12 protein-coding genes are annotated in these 19720 nt (G+C 73.4%); 6 read left to right on the forward strand and 6 right to left on the reverse strand.

Annotated features, from left to right (window positions below; genetic code table 11):
• The first annotated feature begins 61 nt into the window (after positions 1-61).
• Complete coding sequence (locus tag O7626_RS18210) at positions 62-1978, forward strand: non-ribosomal peptide synthetase (RefSeq protein ID WP_278062359.1); 1917 nt, start codon at positions 62-64, stop codon at positions 1976-1978.
• The gene (locus O7626_RS18215) at positions 1936-4452 is read left to right on the forward strand and encodes an AMP-binding protein (protein ID WP_278062360.1); all 2517 of its coding nucleotides are present in this window, start codon (positions 1936-1938) and stop codon (positions 4450-4452) included. The genes O7626_RS18210 and O7626_RS18215 overlap by 43 nt, the downstream gene beginning before the upstream one ends.
• Here O7626_RS18215 and O7626_RS18220 read toward each other — a convergent pair.
• Positions 4415-5527, reverse strand: a complete 1113-nt coding sequence (locus O7626_RS18220; protein ID WP_278060713.1) for an ISAs1 family transposase — start codon at positions 5525-5527, stop codon at positions 4415-4417. The two genes, O7626_RS18215 and O7626_RS18220, sit on opposite strands and share 38 nt — an antisense overlap.
• A gap of 350 nt (positions 5528-5877) precedes the next feature.
• Here O7626_RS18220 and O7626_RS18225 point away from each other — a divergent pair, with 350 nt between their 5' ends.
• Positions 5878-8574, forward strand: coding sequence for an amino acid adenylation domain-containing protein (locus O7626_RS18225; RefSeq protein WP_278066206.1), 2697 nt, complete (start codon positions 5878-5880; stop codon positions 8572-8574).
• A gap of 38 nt (positions 8575-8612) precedes the next feature.
• On the forward strand, positions 8613-9971 hold the full coding sequence (locus O7626_RS18230) for an MFS transporter (protein ID WP_278066207.1): 1359 nt from the start codon (positions 8613-8615) through the stop codon (positions 9969-9971).
• A gap of 360 nt (positions 9972-10331) precedes the next feature.
• Here O7626_RS18230 and O7626_RS18235 read toward each other — a convergent pair whose 3' ends face one another.
• The gene (locus O7626_RS18235) at positions 10332-11564 is read right to left on the reverse strand and encodes an RCC1 domain-containing protein (RefSeq protein WP_278062361.1); all 1233 of its coding nucleotides are present in this window, start codon (positions 11562-11564) and stop codon (positions 10332-10334) included.
• Between the two features lie 243 nt (positions 11565-11807).
• Between O7626_RS18235 and O7626_RS18240 the strand changes: the two genes are divergently transcribed.
• Positions 11808-13103: a glycoside hydrolase family 27 protein gene (locus O7626_RS18240; protein ID WP_278062362.1), complete on the forward strand. Its 1296-nt coding sequence runs from the start codon at positions 11808-11810 to the stop codon at positions 13101-13103.
• On the opposite strand, the gene O7626_RS18245 is transcribed toward O7626_RS18240, so the two are convergent.
• From O7626_RS18245 to O7626_RS18260, 4 genes are read right to left on the reverse strand one after another with little or no spacing between them, the layout of a single operon-like run.
• Entirely contained in the window at positions 13100-14923 is a 1824-nt protein-coding gene (locus O7626_RS18245; RefSeq protein ID WP_278062363.1) for a carbamoyltransferase C-terminal domain-containing protein, read from the reverse strand. The genes O7626_RS18240 and O7626_RS18245 overlap by 4 nt on opposite strands.
• A 13-nt stretch (positions 14924-14936) precedes the next feature.
• Positions 14937-15761: an ABC transporter permease gene (locus tag O7626_RS18250; RefSeq protein ID WP_278062364.1), complete on the reverse strand. Its 825-nt coding sequence runs from the start codon at positions 15759-15761 to the stop codon at positions 14937-14939.
• Positions 15758-16645: an ABC transporter ATP-binding protein gene (locus O7626_RS18255; protein ID WP_278062365.1), complete on the reverse strand. Its 888-nt coding sequence runs from the start codon at positions 16643-16645 to the stop codon at positions 15758-15760. The genes O7626_RS18250 and O7626_RS18255 overlap by 4 nt, the downstream gene beginning before the upstream one ends.
• Complete coding sequence (locus O7626_RS18260; protein ID WP_278062366.1) at positions 16642-18516, reverse strand: condensation domain-containing protein; 1875 nt, start codon at positions 18514-18516, stop codon at positions 16642-16644. Before O7626_RS18260 ends, O7626_RS18255 begins: the two co-directional genes overlap by 4 nt.
• Positions 18517-18754: 238 nt before the next feature.
• Between O7626_RS18260 and O7626_RS18265 the strand changes: the two genes are divergently transcribed.
• Positions 18755-19699, forward strand: coding sequence for a 3-oxoacyl-[acyl-carrier-protein] synthase III C-terminal domain-containing protein (locus O7626_RS18265; RefSeq protein ID WP_278062367.1), 945 nt, complete (start codon positions 18755-18757; stop codon positions 19697-19699).
• The last annotated feature ends 21 nt before the right edge of the window (positions 19700-19720 follow it).

Here is a 19720-nt window from a genome sequence, read left to right on the forward strand (position 1 = left end):
CGCCGGGGCATCCGTCACCGCCGCGCACGTGAACCGTTGCTGGCGAACGAAAGGGGACGCCGTGTCGCTCCAGGCTGGACAGCCGCCCGTCGGGTTGGTCCACGAGGCATTCGAAGCACAGGTGGGGCGGTCGCCGACGGCGACCGCCCTCGTCGTGGGCCGGGAACGGTTCGGTTACACCGATCTCGACAATCGGGCCGACCGGGTCGCCTCGGCGTTGCGGGACCGGGGCGTCGGCCGGGGCGACCTGGTCGGCGTATGCCTGCCCCGGACCGCCTGGCTGGTCCCCACACTCCTGGGCGTGCTCAAGTCCGGGGCGGCGTACGTGCCGCTCGACCCGGGCTATCCCGCCGACCGGCTGCGGCTGATCACCGAGGACGCCCGGCTGCGCCTGGTGGTCTGCGACGGGTCGAGCAGCGCACTGGCCGGTACCGCCGGAGCCGCCGTACTCGACGTGGCCGACCTGCCCGCCGAGCCGGCCCGGAACCGTGCCGAGCCCGCCCGGGAACGCGCCGAGCCGGCCCGGAAGGATGCCGAGCCCGCCCGGGAACGTGCCGGGGGAGAGCCGGACGACCTGGCGTACGTGCTCTACACCTCCGGCTCCACCGGGCAGCCCAAGGGAGTGCCGCTGGCCCACCGCAACGCCATGGCGTTCCTGCGCTGGGCCGCCGACGCGTACGGCCCGGACGAGTTGCGCGGCAGCCTCGCCGGGGCGTCGGTCTGCTTCGACTTCTCGGTGCTGGAGATCTTCGCGCCGCTGGTCACCGGTGGCACCGTGATCCTGGCCGAGACCGTCTTCGCGCTGCCGCAACTGCCGGCCCGGGACGAGGTGACGATGCTCTGCGGGCCGCCCTCCGCGCTCTCCGTCCTGCTCGGCCGGGCACTGCCGTCCGGTGTCCGGACCGTCACCTTCGGTGGCGAGGTGCTGAGCGCGGCACTCGCCGCCCGGGCGTACGCCAACCCGGGGCTGCGCCGCGTGGTCAACATCTACGGGCCGACCGAGACCACCACCGCCGTACTCGCCGACGAGGTCCCGCCGGGCGGCGAGCCCTGCCTCGGCCGGCCGATCGCCGGGGCGGTGCTGTCGATCCGGGACGACGACGGCCGACCCGTCCCCGACGGCGAGGCGGGCGAACTGTGGATCGCGGGACCAGGGGTCGGCACCGGCTACCTCGACCGCCCCGAGCTGACCGCCGGACGTTACGTCGACCGGGACGGGCGGCGGCACTACCGCACCGGTGACCTGGTGCGGCGCCGGGACGACCGGTACGCGTTCGTCGGCCGGCGCGACGACCAGGTGAAGGTACGCGGGTTCCGGGTCGAGCCGGGCGAGGTGCAGGCGGCGCTGGCCGGCCATCCCGGGGTACGGGCCACGGTGGTGTTCGCCCCGCTCGACCCGTACGGCACCCGCCGGCTGGTCGGCTACGTCGAGCCGTCCGCGCCGGTGACCGAGTCGGAGTTGACGGCGTACCTGCGCGACCGGCTGCCCGGCTTCATGGTGCCGTCCCGGATCGCGGTGCTGGACCGACTGCCGCTCGGGCCGACCGGGAAGGTGGACCGGGCCGCCCTGCCCGAGGTCGAGATCGCCCGCACCGAGGACGGGACGTACCTCGCGCCGCAGGGCGGGGTCGAGGAGGCGCTCGCCCGGCTGGTGGCCGAGACACTGGGCGTGCACCGGGTCGGCCGGCACGACCGCTTCACCGAGCTGGGCGGGCACTCGCTGGCCGCCGCCCGGCTGCTGGCCCGGATCGCCGACGAGCACGGGGTCGCGGTACCCCTCGGCCGGTTCCTGGGCGCGCCGACGGTGGCGGAGCTGGCCCGGGAGCTGACGCCGGAGCGGGCCCGGCCGGTGCCGGTCCGGGAGCACCGCGACCGCCATCCGCTCACCGACATGCAGCGGGTCTTCTGGATGCTGCGCCAGGTGACCGGCACGCCGTGGGTCTCCACCGTGGGCTCCGGCTGGCGGTCACCGGGCTGACCGACGTGGCGCAGCTGCGTGCCGCGCTGGCCGCCGTGGTGGTCCGGCACGAGTCGCTGCGCACCCGGATCCTCGACGGCCAGCACGGCCCGTACGCCGTGGTGGCACCGCCCGCCCCGGTACCGGTCACCGAGCTGACCGACCGGCACGGACAGCCCACCCCCACACCGCGGACCGAGCCGACCGACCGGCACGGGCGGCGCGACCCGCTGGCCGTCCGGAGCGCCGACCGGGACGGGACCTCGCCGACGGCGGCCGGTCCGTTCGGCGGGCTGGACGAGCAGCGGCGACGCCGGCTGGCGGGCGGCTTCGCGGCACAGCCGTTCGACCTGGCCGGCGACGTGCCGATGATCCGGGCCGGCGTGCTCTGGACCGGCCCGGATCAGGCCGAACTCGCGGTAGCGGTGGACCACACCGGTTTCGACGGGGTGTCGATCGGCGTACTCATGCGGGACCTGGCGCTCGCCCTGGCGGCGGTCCGGTCCGGCGCCGACCCGGTCGCGGCGATTCCACCGCTGCCCGTCCAGGTCTCCGACGTGGCGATCGCCGACGAACGCGCCCGGTCCGGCGCCGGACCCGCCGTCCAGGAGTTCTGGAAGTCCGTTCTGGACGGTGTCGATCCGCCGTACGACCTGCCGGGCCGGGCACGACGGGGACCGAGCCGGCACGCCGGCCGGCGGGTGGTCCGCCCGATCGACCCCGGGCTGCGGGCCGGGATCACCGCGCTCGGCGAGCGGGACGGGCTGACCCCGTACGCGATCTGGGCCGCCTCGCTGGCCGTGCTCCTGGACGGGCTCACCGGGCGGCCCGACACCCTGCTCGGGGTCGCCGCCGCCAACCGCGACCGGCCGGGACTGGACCGGCTGATCGGTGCGCTGATCGACGTACTCCCGGTCCGGGTCGACTGCGCCGACGACCCCTCCTTCGCGGGCCTGGCCGCCCGGGTCGCGACGGACACCGCGCGGGTACTGGCCCACCGGGACGTGGCCGTCGGCGACCTGCCCCGGCTGACCGGACTGGTACGCCCGCTCGGCGCCGGCCTCACCCCGGTGGTGCTCTCGGTGCAGCCGGAGGGGCTGCCGATGGAGGTGACCGAGGGCGGCGGCACCGTACGCCTGCTCGGCGAGCTGGACACCGGCGCCGCGCAGAACGAGCTGACCGTCTACGTCAACGCCGGCGTGGACGGTCCCGAACTGCACGTCGAGTACGACGTCGACCGGTTCACGGCCGCCGACGGGGAACGGATCGCGGACCGGTTGCTCCGGCTGCTCGGTGCGGCCCTCGCCGGGCCGGACCGGCCGGTCTCGACGCTGCCGCTGCTCGACGACGCCGAGCGGAGCTGGCTGCTGCGGGTCGGCGACGGCGGCCCGGTGCCGGCGCAGACCCCGGCGAGCGTGCTGCCGGCGATCTTCGCCCGGGCGGCGGCCACCCCGGAGGCGGTCGCGGTGGTCGGTCCGGCCGGCACCCTCGACTACGCCGGTCTCGCCGCGCACGCCGAGCGGGTCGCCCAGCACCTGGTCGCACTCGGCGCCGGGCCGGACGCGCCGGTCGGGGTCTGCCTGCCCCGCGACCACCTGCTGCCGGCGACCCTGCTCGGGGTGCTCCGGGCCGGCGGCGCGTACCTGCCGCTGGAGCCGGACCAGCCGGTCGACCGGCTCCGGCACCAGGCCGCCGAGGGCGGGGTACGCCTCGTCCTGGTCACCCCGGCCACCACCGGCGCGGTCGCCGGGCTGCCCGGGGTCCGGCTGGTCGACGTGACAGCCGTACCGGGCGCCGACGCCGGGGCCACACTGCCGCCGATGCCGTCCGCCGACTCGCTGGCGTACGTGCTCTACACCTCCGGCTCCACCGGTCGGCCGAAGGGCGTGGAGGTCACCCACGGCAACCTGGCCAGCTATCTGTCGGCGATGCGCGACGAACCCGGGTACGCCCCGACCGACGTCTTCCTGGCCGTCGCCCCGCTCTCCTTCGACCTGTCCTGTTTCGAGCTGTGGCTGCCGCTGATGCTCGGCGCCCGCACCGTCGTCGTCGGCCGGGACACCGCCGTCGACGGTCCGGGCCTGGCGGCCCGGGTCGAGGCGACCGGGGTGACGGCGATGCTCGTCACCCCGTCGACGCTGCGGCTGATGCTGGCGGCCGGCTGGCGCGGCGGGCCGCAGGTCCGGGTGATCAGCTGCGGGGAGCCGCTGGACGCCGGGCTCGCCGACGAGCTGACCGGGATGCTGGGCCAGCTCTTCGACGGGTACGGGCCGACCGAGGCGACCGTCCTGGTGACCTGCCATCCGATCCCACCCGGGACACCTGGGCCGGTGTCGATCGGCGGGCCGATCAGGGGCGCCCGGCTCTACGTGCTGGACCGGGCGGGCCGGCTCGCCCCGCCGGGCGTGACGGGAGAACTCTGGATCGGCGGCGCCGGGGTGGCCCGGGGCTACAGGGTCATTGCGTTCTGGGGTAGCTGCTGGTCATTGCAGTGATGAGGTCGTGCGGGCGACGGTCGGCGCGTCTGGTGGCGCGGGCGATGTTGGTATCGCCGTTGGTGCGGTGGTAACTGGCCGCGGTGTTACGTAGCGTCGCCATGATTGCGGGGCCGGTGCCGGTTCTGGCTTGGTGGAGGTCTTCACGGAACGTGACGTCGCGGACATGATGGACCTGATTCTCGATCAGCCACTCGTTTCGGGCCCAGGACTGCAGGTCCGCGGGTTGGGCGTGCTCGGCGGGGAGGGAGATGGTGTAGTAGGCGGTTTCCCTGGTGGTCTTGCCCTTGAGGGTGCGGGTGCGGGTGATCCGGACGGCCTGCTCGGCGTGAGGGAACAGCAGACCGCCGGGGGTGGCTACGGTGAGCGCCTTGACCGTGCGGGTCTCCCGCCGGCCGTGACCGGTTTCGCGGCGTCGGTCACCCACCGGGACCTGGGCCCAGGGCAAGGCCTTGAGCTGGGCAAACACGGTCGGCTGGTTACCTTTGACCGGGATGAGCAGGTCGGCGCCGCGAGCGGCGACCTCGGTCGCGTGGCTGGTCTGTGTATGGAGGGCGTCGGCCACGAAGATGAGGCCGTCCAGGCTACCCAGAACCTGTTCGACCGCGTCCAGCAGTGGGGTGAACGCGGGGATTTCGTTGCTTTTCGCGGCCACGGTGACCTGAGCGAGCACGATGCCGGTGCTGGTGTCCAGCGCGGACAGCAGGTGGACCCGGCTGCCATCGGCGCGGCGGGCGCCGCGCATGGTCTTGCCGTCGATGGCGATGACGATCCGGTACCGCCGAGGTCGGGGCGTGACCGGAGGCGGGACGCGGGTACGCAGCCAGTCGGCGAGCACGGTGGCCAGCAGGTCAGCGTCCAACCTGGTCAGCAGCCGCCAGATCGTGGTCGCGGCCGGGACGGCGCGGATGAACCCGAGCCGGGCCCTGGCGAGGTCATCGAGGTCGTGCAGCCAGTCCGCGATGGCCGCGAACGATGATGCGCCGGCGGTCACGGCGCACACCGCGACGGTCAGTAGCCCGACGAGCGGGTAACGCGCCCCACGCGGGGACCGGGGGTCCGCGATGGTGGCCAACGAGTGCTGGAGCCCAGCTTCTTCACCCTCGGTGACAAGGCGCGGTGGCGAGTCGGTGGGGGTGCGAACTGCGGACAGTACCTGAATCGGGCATGCTGACATCGCGGGTGAGGTCCTCAAGGTGTCCGGGAGCGTCGAGAACTCCATGATCACCTACAGGCCTCACCCGCCTTCCTCAACCCCGCAAGGGTCCGCCCACCCCGGGAATCCCCAGTTCAACGGCCACTCGACCAAACACGCAATAGCCCTGCCCGGGGCTACCGGAACCGCCCGGATCTCAGCGCGGCCGCGTTCGACGCCGACCCGTACGCCCCGGACGGTCGCCGCTACCGCACCTGGTCGACCGGTGGATCGCGCGGCGGCCGGCGGCTCCCGCCGTGGTCGGGCCGGACGGGGTGCTCAGCTACGCCGAGTTGGACCGCCGGGCGGAACTGCTGGCCGGCCGGCTCCGCCGGGTCGGTGTCGGTGCCGACGAGCCGGTGGCGGTCTGGGTCGAGCGGAGTACCGACCTGGTGGTCGGGTTGCTCGGCACGCTGCGGGCCGGTGCCGCCTACCTGCCGCTGGATCCCGGCTATCCGCCGGCCCGGGTGCGGAGCATGCTGGCCGCCGTGCGCGGGCGGGTGGTGGTCTGCCAGCCCGAGCTGGCGGCCCGGCTCGCCGAGGAGGCCGGGTCCGCCGGGGCCGGACTGCTGCCGGTGGTACTCGTCGACGGCACCGTCCTCGACCCCGCCGAACCGACAGCGTCCCCCGCACCCGCCGAACCGACGGCCTCCCCCGCACCCGCCGAACCGACAGCTTCCCCCACACCCGCCGAGCCGGCCGGCTCCGGCGCACCCGTTGACCTGGCCACGGCGGCGGGATCGGGCAGTCCGGCGGACGGGGCGGACCGGCTCGCGTACGTCATCTTCACCTCGGGCTCCACCGGCACGCCGAAGGGCGTCGCGGTGCCGCACCGGTCGATCGTGCACTACCTGCGGGCCGTACTCGACCGGCTCGGCCCGGCGGCGGCCGGCGGGGCGTCGTTCGCGCTCGTCTCCACCGCCGCCGCCGACCTCGGCCTGACCTGCCTGCTCGGCGCGCTGGTCACCGGCGGCACGCTGCACGTGGTGGACCGGGAGACCTCGCTGGACCCGGCCGCGCTCGCCGGCTACCTCGGCCGGCACCGGGTGGACGTGCTGAAGCTGGTACCCAGTCAGTTGCGCCTGCTGGACGCGCACGGCGACCTGGCCGGGGTACTGCCCGGCCGGCTGCTGGTGCTGGCCGGCGAGGCGTGCCCGTGGGAGCTGGTGGCCCGGGTCCGGGCGGCCCGGCCGGACCTCGCGGTGCAGAGCCACTACGGGCCGACCGAGACCACGGTGGCCGTGCTCGCCTGCGACGTCGACGAGGTGCCGGAGTCCCGGCGGGACGGCAGTGTGCCGCTCGGCCGCCCGCTGGGCGGTGCCCGGCTGCACGTGGTGGACCGGGCCGGACGCCCGCTGCCGGCCGGGGTACCCGGCGAGCTTGTCGTCGGCGGCCCCGGGGTGGCCCGGGGCTACCTGCACCGCCCGGAGGCGACCGCCGCGTCGTTCGTGCCCGACCCGGTGCACGGCACCGAACGCTGCTACCGGACCGGCGACCGGGTGCGGATCCGGCCCGACGGCACTGTGGACTTCCTCGGCCGGGTCGACGACCAGGTGAAGATCCGGGGCTACCGGGTGGAGCCGGGCGAGGTGGCCGCCGCCTGCCGGGCGCTGCCGGGGGTCGCCGACGCGTACGTGCTGCCGGTCGGCGAGGAGCCGCGTCGGCAACTCGCGGCCTGGCTGGTCCGGCACCCGGGGGCGGACCTCGACGTCGCGGCGGTCCGTACCGCGCTGCACGGGCAACTTCCCGACCACCTGATCCCGACCGCGTACGTGGTGCTGGACGCGCTGCCGTTGAACCCGAACGGAAAGGTGGACCGGGCCGCGCTGCCGGCACCGGTCGCCGCCGCGCACACGCCGTTGACCGGTGACACCCAGCACCGGGTCGCCGCCGTCTGGACCGAGCTGCTCGGGGTCGGCCGGGTCGGCGCCGACGACGACTTCTTCGCCCTCGGCGGGGACTCGTTCACCGCCGTCCGGGCCGCCCGGGCGATCGACCCCCGGCTGCGGGTGATCGACCTCTTCACCCACCGGACGGTCGCGCTGCTGGCCGGCTATCTCGACGGGCTGGCCGGCGGTGCCGAGGCGGGACTGCTGCACCGGCTCGCCGGGCCGGCGCCGGACACCCCGACGACGTTGACCGCGGTCTGCGTCCCGTACGGCGGCGGCTCGGCCGCGGCGTTGCAGCCCTTCGCCGAGGCACTCGCCGGCGCGCACCCCGGCACCCAGGTGTACGCCGTCGAGCTGCCCGGCCACGACCCGGCCCGCCCCGACGAGCCACTGCTCCCCCTCCCCGACCTGGTACGCCGGTGCGCCGCCGAACTCGACGCGGTGCCGGGCCCGCTGCTGGTCTACGGCCACTGTGTCGGCACCGCCGCCGCGCTGGCGCTGGCCCAGCGGTTGGAGCGGGACGGCCGGGAGGTGGTCGGACTGGTGCTCGGGGCGAGCTTCCCGATGGCCCGGCTGCCCGGACGGCTGTCCCGGTGGATCGGCCGGCTCTTCCCGACCGACCGGTGGCTCTCCGACCGGGCGTACCGGAACTTCCTCACCGTGATGGGCGGGCTGGAGGACGTCGCGGACACCCCGGAGGCGGCCGCCGACACCGCGACCATGCTCCGGGCGCTGCGGCACGACGCCCGGGGCGCCGAGGAGTGGTTCGGCGACCGGCTCGGCGAGCCGGACGCGCCCCGGTTGCGCGCACCGGTTCTCGCCGTGGTCGGCGAGCGGGACCGCAGCACCGAGCTGTACGCCGAGCGGTACCGGGAGTGGGGGGCCTTCGCCGAGCGCGTCGAGCTGGCCACCATCCCCCGGGCCGGGCACTACTTCCTGAAGCACCAGGCGACCGGGCTGGCCGGGCTGGTCGCCGCCCGGCTGCGGGCCTGGGGCGCGGGCCAGGTGCCGGCGGCCGGCGGCCGGCGGAGTCGCTGACCCGGGCGGAGACCCGGCGCAACCTGCGGGCGTTCGGGCTGCTCGCCGGTGGGCAGTTCGTCTCGATGGTGGGCAGCCAGCTCAGCGCGTTCGCGCTCGGGGTCTGGGTCTACCAGCAGACGGGCCGGCTGCTCGACTTCGCGATGATCACCATGCTGGCGCTGGTTCCGGCGGTCTTCGCCGCGCCGGTCGGCGGTGCGATCACCGACCGCTTCGACCGGCGGCGGGTGATGCTCGGCGCCGACCTCGCCGGTGCACTGGCGATGGGCGTACTGGCCCTGCAACTCTGGCTCGGCGAGCTGCGGATCTGGCAGGTGATGCTGGCCGTGACGGTCGGTTCGCTGGCCACGGCGGTGCAGCGGCCGGCGTACCTGGCCGCGACGGCGCAACTGGTGCCGAAGCCGTACCTGCCGCAGGCGAACGCGCTGGCCAACCTCGGCACCGGCGTCGGTACGCTGCTCGGCCCGCTCGCCGGTGGCGTACTGATCACCGCGCTCGGCCTGCCGGGCGTGGTCGCGCTGGACGTGGCCTGTTTCCTGGTCGCGGTCGGCACTCTGCTGGTGGTCCGCTTCCCGGACCGGCTGTTCCGGCGGCAGGAGGAGACCTTCCGCCGGGCGCTGGCCGGTGGCTGGCGGTTCATCGCCCGCCGCCGCCCGATGATCGTCATGATCGTCTTCTACGTGCCGGTGAACTATCTGCTGGCGGTGGCGATGGTCCTGGTCACCCCGCTGGTGCTGGACTTCGGCTCGCCGGCCACCCTGGGCCTGGTCACCGGGATCGGCGGGCTCGGCGCCGCGGTGGGTGCCCTGGTGATGGTGGTCTGGGGCGGCACCCGGCGACTCGCGGTCGGCATGGTCGGTTTCACCATCCCGGTCGGGCTCGGCACGGTGCTGCTCGGCGTACGCCCCGAGCCGGTGGTGGTCGCGGCCGGGCTGTTCCTCTACTGGGCGTCGCTGTCCATCCTGAACGCGCACTGGATCTCGATCATCCAGGTGAAGGTGGTGCAGGACCTCCAGGGCCGGGTGCTGGCGGTCAACCAGATGCTGGCCGCCGCGATGATGCCGCTCGGCTTCGTCACCGCGCCCGTGATCGCTGAGCAGGTCGTCGACCCGCTGGTGTCGGGCGGCGCCGGCCGGGCCATCGCGGTGCTGTTGGTCTGCACCGGCACCCTGCTGATGCTCTGGAGTGCGGCGGGACTGGCCTACCGGCCGCTGCGGCGGCTGGAGGACGACCTGCCGGACGGGGTCGCCGGGGCGGAGATCGACGGCGACCTCGACGCGCTGCAACAGGAGTTCGACGCCCGGACGTCACCGTCGTCATCGCCAGCGCCAGCGGCATCGGCGTCGGAGGCGGAGGCGGAGGCGGAGGCCCGGGCGCTGTCTCCCGGTCGCCCGTAGCGGCCGTCCGGCGAGGGTCATCAGATTGATTACCACCCACGTCGCACATTTAACGATTCAACACCGAGCCCGTGTTCCGCGCCGGTGGAACAATTCCTGTTTCTCGCGGTTCGCGTCGGCCGGAGACGAGTCGGCAGGTGCTGTCCGTATTTCAGGGAAGAACGGAGTGTGTCGTTGTTCCCTCGCGACTCTGCGTCAGCGCGTGGTCGCGGGCGCCGCGCTTCGGCGGCAATTCCCGGCAATCCGCCGGCGCGCGTCGCGGCCGCGGGAAAGGGGTTTCAACGCTCGTGCCGCCGGCCCGGCCGCTGTCAGGATCCCAGCGGTACGGGCCGACGGCACGGCGTCGGAGCGGGGGCTGCCTCAGCCCGGAAGGCTCAGCTGCGCCGGGGTCGACCGCGGCGTGGTGGTGCCGTCGCCGAGCTGGCCCAGCGCGTTGTTGCCCCAGCACCACAGGCTGTTGTCGGTCCGGATCCCGCAGGTGTGGTAGCTGCCGAGGCTGCCGGTGGTCCAGGTGGTCGCGGTGCCGACCCGGGTGGCGGTGTTCCGGTGGGTGGTGGTGCCGTCACCGAGCTGCCCGAAGGCGTTGTTGCCCCAGCACCACATGCTGCCGTCGGTGCGGAACCCGCAGGACGAGTCGTTGGCCACCACGACCCTGTTCCAGCTGGTGCTGGTGCCGACCTGGATCGGACTGGTCTGGTAGCGGACGTTGGAACCGAGCTGCCCGTAGCCGTTCTCGCCCCAGCACCACAGGGTCCCCTCGGTGCGGGAGCCGCAGGTGAAGGTGTATCCGGCGGTTACGCCACTCCAGCTGGTCGCGGTGCCGACCTGGCTCGGGGTCGCCCGGTAGCTCAGGATGCCGAGACCCAGCTGCCCACTCGAACTGTCGCCCCAGCACCACAGGGTGCCGTTGGTGCGGGTCGCGCAGGTGTGTGCGAAGCCGGTGGTCACGCTGGCCCAGTTGGTCGCCGTGTCGACCCGTACCGGGGTGGTCGCGCTGGCCACGGAGGAGCCGACACCGAGCTGCCCGTTGCGGTTGACGCCCCAGCACCAGAGCGTGCCGTCGGTCCGGACGGCGCAGGCGTGACTGTTGGCGGCACTGACCCGGGCCCAGTTGGTGGCGGTGCCGACCCGTGTCGGGACGTTCCGGTGGGTGTAGGTGCCGTCACCGAGCTGGCCGTCGAAGTTGTTGCCCCAGCACCAGAGCGTGCCGTCGGTCCGGACCGCGCAGGTGGAGTTGTGCCCGGCCTCGATGTTCGCCCAGTTGGCGGCGTCGCCGATTTGCACCGGGGTGAGCCGGTTCGTGTTGGTGCCGTCGCCGACCTGGCCGCGGGAGTTGCTGCCCCAGCACCAGAGCGTGCCGTCGGTGGAGACCGCACAGGTGTGTCCGTATCCCGTGGCGACGCCGGACACCGTCGGGGCGGCGGCGGCGTTCATCGGGGCGCCTTGCGCGGGATTGACACCCACGGCGGCCGTGCCCGCGGAAACTCCGATGGCGAGCATGGCGATTCCGGCGGATTTCGCCACCGTACTGACGATAGTTCTCGCTGAACGCCGCAATCGAGCCCGCAGCCAGCCAACCTGATTCTCGTTCATGTACTTTTTCTCCCCAAAGGACGTCGATGTCTAGACGATGGAGGCGGCGTTGCCCAGCTGGGTCGTCAGACGACTTACTAATTAATAGCATCGATCTTCTGCATTGACTAGGGACGATACGCCATCAGCATGCGCGTCCTCTCGGGGCCTATCCTTCGCCACTGCGGCCGGGATCCGTCCCAGGCTCCGGCCGGCTTCGGTCGACGGTGGCGACATCAGTCATGTTATCGCTAACATCGATCGATGATGACAGCCGGGCACCGGGACGACGGCACCGAGGACAGCCCTCCGTCGGGCTGGAACAGCTACGACGCGTTCAACTGGCGCGTCACCGAGGCGGACGTCCGGGCCAACGCCGACTACCTGCGCGACAACCTCCGCCAGCACGGCTGGCAGTACGTCGTCGTCGACTGGGCCTGGTACTACCCGGGCGCGCACACCGGCAGCCCGAACCAGGACGCCAACCTCAACCCCCGGCTCCGGATGGACGGCAACGGCCGGCTGCTCCCGGACACCACCCGGTTCCCCTCCGCCGCCGGGAACAACGGCTTCAAGCCGCTGGCCGACTACGTCCACGCCCAGGGGCTGAAGTTCGGCGTACACCTGATGCGGGGCATCCCCCGCCAGGCCGTCGCCGACAACGTGCCGATCCTCGGCACCGACTGCCGGGCCGACCAGGTCAACGACGACACCACCGCCGACTGGCTCAACCTGATGTGGGGCCTGGACATGTCGAACGCCTGCGCGCAGGCGTACCTGGACTCGGTGTTCCAGCTGCTGGCCAGCTGGGGCGTCGACTACGTGAAGGTGGACGACATCGCCGCACCGACGTACCGGCTGGCGGAGGTGGCCGGCTACCGGCTGGCGATCGAGCGCAGCGGCCGGCCGATGGTGCTGAGCCTCTCCCCCGGCGCGACCCCGCTGTCGGCCGCCCCGCACGTCCGGGCCAACGCGCAGATGTGGCGGATCGTCAACGACCTCTGGGACGACTGGCCCAGCCTGGACCGGCTCTTCGACCAGCTGCGCGACTGGGCGCCGCACCGGGCCGGCGGAGCGTGGCCGGACCCGGACATGATCCCGATCGGCCGGCTGGCCAAATTCGGGCCGGTCGGCTCGCCCCGGTACTCCAACCTCACCCCGGACGAGCAGCGCACCCTGATGACGCTCTGGGCGATCAACCGGGCACCCCTGATGTGGGGCGGCAACCTGGTCGAGAACCGCCCCGCCGAGCTGGCCCTGATGACGAACCCCCGGGTGCTCGCCGTCGACCGGTCCAGCACCGACAACCGCCAGCTCGTCGGGGGCGCCCGGCAGGTCTGGGCCGCCGACGTCCCCGGCAGTGCCGACCGGTACGTGGCACTGTTCAACCGGGACGCCGTCGCCGGGAACGTCACACTCGACCTGGCCACCCTGGGCATCGGCTCGGCCAGCGTCACCGACCTCTGGTCCGGCACCGGCCTCGGCACCGTCAGCGGCAGCCTGACCCGGTCCCTGCCGGGGCACGGCGCCGGCCTGTACCGGCTCACCGGGAACGGTTAGACCGACACCACCCCGGTGACGGCGGCCAGCGCCTCGGCGGCGTCGCCGACCGCCGACGGCTTCGCGTACAACCGGTCGCCGATGACCACCAGGTCCAGGCCGGACGAGGCGAAGGTGCGGAACGCCTCGGCGCCGGCCCGCGCCGTCGGCTGCCCCTTGACGTTGAGCGAGGTGTTCATCAGCACCGGTACGCCGCAGAGCCGCTCGAACTCGTCGAGGATGCGCCAGAACCGGGGACTCTCCGCCGCGTACACGGCCTGCACCCGCGCGGTGCCGTCGTCGTGCACCACGGCGGGGATGGCCGGCCGGGCGTGCGGGTGCACCGCGACGGCGACGGTCATGTGCCGCAGGTTGACCCCGGCCGGTACCACGAAGAACCGTCCCGCCGCCTCGGCCTTGACCGCCGGGGCCAGCGGCCGGAACTCCTCCCGGAACTTGACCGCCGCGTTGACCCGCTCCCGGGCGCCCCGGTCGCGCGGGTCGGCCAGGATGCTGCGGTTGCCCAGCGCGCGGGGACCGAACTCCAGCCGGCCCTGCGCCCAGCCGACGATGTGGCCCCGGACGAGCAGCCGGGCCACCACCCGCTCGGCCACCCCCGGCCCGACCCGGACCGACCAGTACGGCTGGTCGGCCGGCGGCCCGTCCTCGGTGACCTCCGGCCCGAGGTAGGTGGTCGCCGGATAGTCGGCCACGCTCGCGGCGGGACCGGCCAGGGCGAGCGCGGCGCCGACCGCGGTCCCCTCGTCACCGGCGGCCGGCTGCACGTAGATTCCGTCGACCAGACCGGAGTAGCCGAGCCTGCCGATCGCGGCACAGTTGAGCGCCACGCCACCGGCGAAGGCGACCCGGCGCAGCCCGGTCCGCCGGACCCAGTGCCCGACCAGGTGGAACAGGGCCTGCTCCAGCCGCTCCTGCGCGGCGGTGGCCAGGTCGACGTGCAGCTGGCCCAGCGGCTCGCCCGGCCGCGCTTCCGGGCCGACCCGCCCGGCGAGCCAGGCCCGGGAGGCGGCGAAGGTCTCCCGGTCGCGCGGGTCGCGGTTGTGCCGCAGCACCGGCACGTCGAACCGCCCGTCCGGGCCGAGGGTGACCGCCTCCGCCAGCACCGACCGGAACCGTGCCGGGTCGCCGAGCGCGGCCAGCGCCATCACCTTGTACTCGTCGCTGTTCGGCCAGTACCCGGTGAACATGGTGACCAGGGCGTAGAAGAGTCCGAGGCTGCTGCGGTAGTCCAGGGCGGCCAGCCGGTGCAGCTCACCGCCCCGCCAGGCGTAGACGCTCACCGCGTGCAGTTCGCCCATCCCGTCCAGCACCACCACGAGCGACTCGTCGAAACCGGCCGGGATCGCCGCGGTCAACGCGTGGGCGTGGTGGTGCGACACCGGCCGGACCCGATGCCCGGCCCGATGCCCGGCCAGCTCCGGCACGAACCGGTGCAGCAGTTCGGTCTGCCGCTGCGGCGCCAGCACCTCGGCGTAGCGGCGGTGCGCGTACGGCTCGCCCCGGGCGAAGACCTCGAACCGGGTGTGGTCGAAGTTGTGCGCGACCGCGTCGACGTCGGCGAAGTCCAGCCCGGCCAGGCGCAGGCAGGACCGCATGGCGTCGACCGGGAAGGCGTGGTCGAACTTGCGGCCGGAGTACCGCTCCTGCTGCACCGCCGCGACCAGGGTGCCGTCGACGACCAGCGCCGCCGCCGAGTCCAGCCCCTGGAACAGCCGCGCCTCGCGCTCGTCCAACCCCGGGAAGCCGGCCGCCTTCAGCTCGGCGGAGCCGTGCAGCCCGCTGTAGCCGAGCACCACCCGGGGATGTTCCGCAGCCTGCATCGGTTCGTTCCCTTCAGTCGTCGGTCCGGCCGCGCCAGCGGAAGGTGCGTACGGCGACCAGGAAGCCGAGTACGCACCAGGCGGCGAGGACCAGGGCCACCCGGTCGAGTTCCCAGCTCCCGGCCGGCTCCTGGGTCTGGTAGCCGTCCGGCAGGAAGACCGACCGCATCCCCTGGGCGATCCACTTGAGCGGGAAGATGGCGGCCACCGTCTGCATCCAGGTCGGCAGGGTGGCGAAGACGAAGTAGACGCCGGAGATGAACTGGAGCACGATCGCGATCGGCGACATCACGGCCGGCGCGGTACGGCCGTTGCGGACGAGGCCGCTGGCCGCGATGCCGAGCAGGGTGCAGGATGCGATGCCGAGGGCGATGACCCAGAGGTAGGTCAGCCACCGGTCGGCGGTGCCGGGCAGGCGCAACCCGAAGAAGGCCGAGCCGATGCCGAGCAGCAGCACGTTCTGGGCCAGCGCGACGAAGGCGACCATCGCCATCTTGCCGACGAAGTACGCCGACCTCGGCATGGGGGTGCCGGCGAGCCGCTTGAGCGTGCCGATGTCCCGCTCGATCGGGATGGCGATCGCGACGTTCTGGAAGCTGACGCCGAAGAGCCCGGCGCCGATCATGCCGGCCACGAAGTACTGCGCGAGGTCGACGTCGCCCGGCAGCCGCTGCCCGTGGAAGATCGTCCCGATCACGACCAGCAGCAGCACCGGGAAGAAGAAGGTGAAGACCACCGAGATCCGTTCCCGGACGAAGACCAGGAACTCCACCCGGACCCGGGCCCGGGTGACCGCCAGCAGCGCCGGGCGCCGCAGGGGTACCCCGGGGGCGCTCACGCCGGCTCTCCGATCATCCGCAGGTAGGTCTCCTCCAGGCTGGGCCGCTCGACGGCCAGTTCCGGCACGTCCGGGCCGTACTCGGTGGCCAGCTCGGCGACCAGCTTCGCCGGGGTACCGGTGCGGACGCTGCGCGGTCCGTCCGAGCTCCGCCAGCGGACCGTGGCCGGCGCGGTGGCCCGGCCGCCGAGGGTCTGCGGCGGACCGATGTCCACGATCCGGCCGGCCACGAGTACGGCGATCCGGTCGGCGAGCTGCTCGGCCTCCTCCAGGTAGTGCGTGGTGAGCAGGATCGTCGTGCCGGATCGGGCGAGGTCGGCGATCAGGTCCCAGAACCGTCGGCGTGCCTCGGGGTCGAATCCGGTGGTCGGCTCGTCCAGGAAGAGCAGCTCGGGCCGGCCGACGATGCCGAGCGCGACGTCGAGCCGGCGGCGCTGCCCGCCGGAGAGGTGGGCCGCCCGCGCGTTTCGTCGGTCGGCCAGCCCGACCAGCTCGATCACCTCGTCCGGGTCCCGGGAGTTCGGGAAGCAGGCCGCGATCGCCCGGGTCCAGTCCCGGACGGTGAGGGCGCCGCCCTGGGTCAGATCGTCGGAGCGTTGCAGCACGATCCCGATCCGGGCCTTCCAGTCCGGCCGGCCCAGCGCCGGGTCGACGCCGAGTACCCGTACCCGGCCACTGTCCCGGCGGCGGTGTCCCTCCAAGATCTCCACGGTGGTCGTCTTGCCGGCGCCGTTCGGCCCGAGCAGGGCGAAGACCTCTCCCCGGCCGATGGTCAGGTCGATCCCGGCCACCGCCGGCCGGCCCCGGTAGGACTTGCGCAGGTCGGTCACGAGGATGGCCGGCTCGTCGCCCGGGTTTCCGGGACCGCCGCTCCGCCCGGTCACGGGTCCGTCCGGCCGTCGCCGTCGGCGAGCACGGGTTGCCGGGCCCAGGCCGCCGGATCGGTCGGGTCGGCCGGCGGCGCGGCGCAGATTACGTACCGGTGCGGCGTCATGGCGGTGCGCCGGCCCGGCATCGCGGCCACACAGGCCAGGTGCGCCTCCCGGGGTGTCCGGACGGGGCCGCCGGCCAGGTACGCCACCAGCCGGAACCCGTCGCCGTCCGGTACCGCGAAGACCCGCCGGGCCGACGCGTCCAGCGTCTCGTCGAGGAGTCGCTGTGCCTCGGCCAGCTCGACCCAGGAGGAGTCGACGAGTCGCCAGCCGGCGCCGCGTTCCATCGGCTCGATCCCGCTCACCTCGCCGATCCGGGACAGTGGGAAGTCCCCGTCGGCCGCTGCCACGAGCACCCGCTCCACGCCGCGCAGCAGCGCCTCGATCTCCTCCGGCGGTACCCGGTTCCGGTCCTGGCTGATCACGCCGAGCACCAGCTCACCGCGCTTCTGCATCAGCCGCCACGCCAGCAGCGGCGAGATGGCCGGCCAGTCCTGCCACCAGATCCGGGTCTCCCCGAGCGCCCGCCGCGCCTGCTCCGGCCCGGTCGCGGCACCTTCCGCCCGGTGGCTCGCGGCGGTGCCGGTCTGCCCGGCCGGGACGGCGCCGATCTGGTCGTCAGGGGGCGGGCCGGGCTGGTCGTCGGGAGCGGGGCCGGTCTCGCTGTCGTTGAAGGTGCTGGCGTCGTTGAACGTGGTGTCCCGGCCGTACCAGTTGCCCCGGTCGTGGTGGATCTGGTCGATCATCCGGACCCGCGCGACGTCGTCGACCTGCGCCTGCCGGCCGGCCCGCAGCACCGCGCCACCCACCCGCCGCAGCTGCTCGTCGTAGCTGTCCGCGTCGGCGTCGATCGGCACCAGGCTGTCCGCCGCCAGCGGGCCGATGTACTCGCGGAGTCGCCGCCCGGTCCGGTTGCTGGCCAGCGTCGGCAGCGGGAAGTGCCGGTGGCCGGTACGCCAGGCCAGCACCGCACAGATCGCGGCGAGTACGGCCATCGACCCGCTCGCCCCGACCCGGGCGGTGATCTGCGGCAGGGCCAGCGCACCGGCCCGGGACCAGAGCCAGCCGGAGGTGGCCCCACCGGGCGGCGCGGTCGAGCGCGGCGCCGCCCAGGTGCACTGCGGGAGCCGGCGCAGGTGACGTTCCCAGTAGCCGAGGGCGGTGTCGAGGCGCCGCCGCCCGGCCGGCGACCGCTCGTACGCCGCCTGGTCGAGGGGCTGGTGCGGCGGCGGGCCGAGGTGCCGGCGGGCGGGGTCGGCGGCGAGTGCGGTGAACTCCCGACCGAGCAGCTCCGCGCTCATCAGGTCGACGACGACGTGCGAGTAGACCACGGCCGCCACGGTGGGCACCCCGTCGCGTACCGCGATCGCGGTGCGCAGCGGCAGTTCCGCCGCCAGGTCGAACTCGCCGTCCCGGAGCCGGTGGAAGAGTTCGTCGACGAGTGCCGCCGGGGTCGCCTCGCCGTGCTCGTAGACGTCCACCGGCAGCTCGCAGTGCGGGAGTACCCGCTGCACCGGCTCGTCGCCGCCGGGGAAGAGGGTGCGCAGTCCCTCGTGCCGGGCGACGAGCGCGCCGAGCGCGGCCACCACGTCCTCGACGCCCGCCCCCGGGGGCAGTTCCAGCGGCGCCGCCGCCCACCGGCCGTACGGCTGCTCCTGTCTGATCCACTTCAGCATGCCGAGGTGCCCGAGGGTGAGCGGGCCGTCGCCGCCCCGGCCGCCGACGACCTTGGCGTACCGCCGGCCCGTGCCGCGCAGCTCGACAGTGGACGTACGCGGACCGACGACCGGGGGCGGAAAGAGGTCGATAGGCTTAATTCCCATTGCCATCCTCTCATCGGCTGCCGGACACGCTAGGCGAATTGGCCCACCGTTGACAATCGGGTAAACCCTACCCTTGACGCATTGACGGGTTTCGAAAGAGTTCCTGGGGTATTCCCCAGTTCCTCGCGGCCGATCACCGCGTTTAGTCTGGCATCGCCGCGCCGTCGTCACCGGTCGGGACACCGACGGTGCATCCGCCTATCTGGAGGAATCGGTGGCCGCTCATCTGGAGGAAACGGTGACCGAGCCCGTCACGAGCCTGCTGCACGTGGAGGGTTTCGCGCCGGAACGGTCCTGGGCCGTCGAGGAGATAGCCGAGGCGAACGGGCTGAACCGGCACCAGGCGCGGATGTTCCGGCGCATCCGCGGGCTCGACCGGATACATCTCGACCCGGACATGGACCTGTTCGACCTGCTCGCCGCCCCGGCCGAGAAGGTCCTCCGCACGGTGCCCGACCCGGAACGCGTCCGGTACCTGATCTACGCGCACACCTTCCCGGACCTGACCCCGTCGTTCGTCTACGCCGCCGACCGGCTGCGCGAGCGGCTCGGGCTGACCTGCGCGGACGCGTTCGCCGTGACCCACCAGATGTGCGCCAGCAACCTGGCCGCGCTGGACGTCGCCGGCGAACTGCTCCGGGCCGACGGCGACCCGGACGCGCTGGCGCTGGTGGTGACCGGGGAGAAGCCGTTCACCGGGCTGGTGCGCTACATGCTCAACGTCTCGGTGACCGGCGAGGGGTCGGCCGCCTGCCTGCTCGGCATCGGCGGCACCGGCAGCCGGATCCTCTCCTACGCGGCACACACCGCCGGCGAGTTCGCCGACGGCTTCCGGATGACCGTCGAGCGGCAGCGGGAATTCGACGACACCTACAACATCCACCTGTGGGAAATGATGCAGGAGGCGTTGCGCCGGGCCGGCCTCGACATCTCCGACATCGCGATGGTGGTCCCGCACAACGTCAACCGGACGCTGTGGCTGCGACTGTGCGCAAAGATCGGCCTCGACCGCAGCCGTGTCTTTCTCGACAACATCGCGCGGTACAGCCACACCTACTGTTCCGACCCGTTCATCAATCTGGCCACCATGCGCGAGCGCGGTCTGCTGATTCCCGGCCAGCGTTACCTGCTGACCTCCGTCGGGGTCGGCGCCACGTACGCCGCCATGGTCATCGAATACTGACGCCCGCTTGAATCCTGACGC

The organism is Micromonospora sp. WMMD1102 (assembly GCF_029626265.1).
Lineage (GTDB): Bacteria > Actinomycetota > Actinomycetes > Mycobacteriales > Micromonosporaceae > Plantactinospora.

Excerpts from the sequence above, each read along its gene's own strand:
- O7626_RS18260 (WP_278062366.1), bottom strand. The coding sequence starts at position 18,516 with ATGGGAATTAAGCCTATCGACCTCTTTCCGCCCCCGGTCGTCGGTCCG.
- O7626_RS18235 (WP_278062361.1), bottom strand. The coding sequence starts at position 11,564 with ATGAACGAGAATCAGGTTGGCTGGCTGCGGGCTCGATTGCGGCGTTCA.
- O7626_RS18240 (WP_278062362.1), top strand. The coding sequence starts at position 11,808 with ATGATGACAGCCGGGCACCGGGACGACGGCACCGAGGACAGCCCTCCG.
- O7626_RS18245 (WP_278062363.1), bottom strand. The coding sequence starts at position 14,923 with ATGCAGGCTGCGGAACATCCCCGGGTGGTGCTCGGCTACAGCGGGCTG.